This is a genomic window from Litchfieldella qijiaojingensis (genome assembly GCF_014651875.1).
Taxonomy (GTDB): domain Bacteria; phylum Pseudomonadota; class Gammaproteobacteria; order Pseudomonadales; family Halomonadaceae; genus Litchfieldella; species Litchfieldella qijiaojingensis.
In genome coordinates this window covers 1-1,427 of record NZ_BMXS01000068.1, presented here as the reverse complement: position 1 = coordinate 1,427, position 1,427 = coordinate 1, and the positions used below count along the sequence as shown (strand labels likewise).

The window sequence follows — 1,427 nt, the reverse complement described above, 5'->3', positions numbered from 1 at the left end:
CCCAGCGACACAGACTCGAATGACGCAACGTGTGCACCAAGCAAGGAAGGGTAAAAGCGAAGGGGCCGCGACACCCCGGTTCTCATCCTGATTGTCGCTGGCTTCTCATCCAGATTGACGCGCTACACAAGGACCTATGTCATCACCGGGGATCCCAAGTGGGCACGTCAATATCAGGAAGTCATCGATATTCGCGGAAGTCTCGGCGTCGTTGATCGCGTCGCGATCGGCATTCAACAACAAGCCCTGAGCCGGCGCATAGGTAGCGACGGAGAACCTGCATGGTGAGGTCGATTTCGGACCGGGAGTCGGCAAGGAGGTGTTGGACGACAGGAAGGCCGGCCATGATCGGGACGGCCCGTAAAATGTGGGATTTCGTAAACACGAAATGTTAAAAGCCAGCCTCCTTCTGGTGTCGGATGGCCAGAACCGTGATGGTGTCGGCCTCAATGCGATACCGAGCCACATAGCCGCTATCACCGAAGTCGATCAGCCACTCCCGGTAGTCTTCGGAGAGGTCTTCGATAGGTCGGCCGATGTGGGGCAGCTCGCCGAGCGCCTGGACAGCCTTGAGAATGGCATCGCCGGCTCGCTTTGCTGCTGATGGGTTCTTCGGCCGCAGGAATTCTCGCAGGCGCTCGAGATCCCGAAGCGCGGCCGGGGCGTAAATCACTTGCGGCATGTCGGAGCCGGCAGTTCGTTATCCGCTCCCCAACTGGCGAGCCACTTTTCTACCTCGGCAGCGGTCGCATGCAGGCCGGTTGTCTGGTACTCCTCCCAGGCCTTGAGAGTGTCCCGGCGTAGTGTCTCGCGCCTCTCCTCTCGCTCAACGTACTGGCTGATGGCTTCACGCATGATCCAGTGCGCTGAACGCTGGCGAGTGTCGGCCAAGCGTTGCACTCGCCCTTTCAGGTCGTCATCGAGCTTGATGGATGTTGGAGCAGCCACATCAGCCTCCTTAGTCATAGGTAATACCATAGACTACTTTAGCTCAATCTAGTCTTGTTGTCGAAGGAGCAAGTGGTCTGCCGGCTGCTGTTTTTTCGCGCTACCGCCCGGCTCGGAAAACCCGAGCCGGGCGGAAGGGGACAGACCGTTAAAGCAAGGCCATCAAGCGTTTTCGTGACGCTCGAATTCGACGTCCAGGGCATCGTCGGTTTCGCTCATGTCGAGGGCGAAGCCTCCGCTGGCCTTCTCGTGCCGGGCAACGATCTCGCGCCGGGGCCGTGATGCACGTGCCGCCACGGTTGGATTGGCACGGCTCGGGGGCAACGCCGCCCGCACCGTCTGATCGTCGACCCGGAAGTAGGCGATGGCGGCCTGCAACTGCTCGGCCTGGCTGGAGAGTTCCTCGGCGGTGGCCGACATCTCTTCGGCGGCGGAGGTGTTCTGCTGGGTGACCTTGTCGAGCTGCTGGATGGCGACGT

At 60.5% G+C, this 1,427-nt stretch carries 2 protein-coding genes and 1 pseudogene; all 3 read right to left on the bottom strand.

Annotated features, from left to right (window positions below):
- Nucleotides 1-391: 391 nt before the first annotated feature.
- Nucleotides 392-682 (bottom strand): type II toxin-antitoxin system RelE/ParE family toxin, encoded by a 291-nt coding sequence (locus tag IE093_RS22235; protein ID WP_189473115.1) that lies wholly within the window; start codon nt 680-682, stop codon nt 392-394.
- A complete protein-coding gene (locus IE093_RS22230; protein ID WP_189473113.1) occupies nt 670-948 on the bottom strand; it encodes a CopG family ribbon-helix-helix protein in 279 nt (92 codons plus the stop codon). The genes IE093_RS22235 and IE093_RS22230 overlap by 13 nt, the downstream gene beginning before the upstream one ends.
- 162 nt (nt 949-1,110) lie before the next feature.
- A pseudogene (locus IE093_RS22225) lies at nt 1,111-1,427 on the bottom strand (hypothetical protein); the annotation flags it as partial.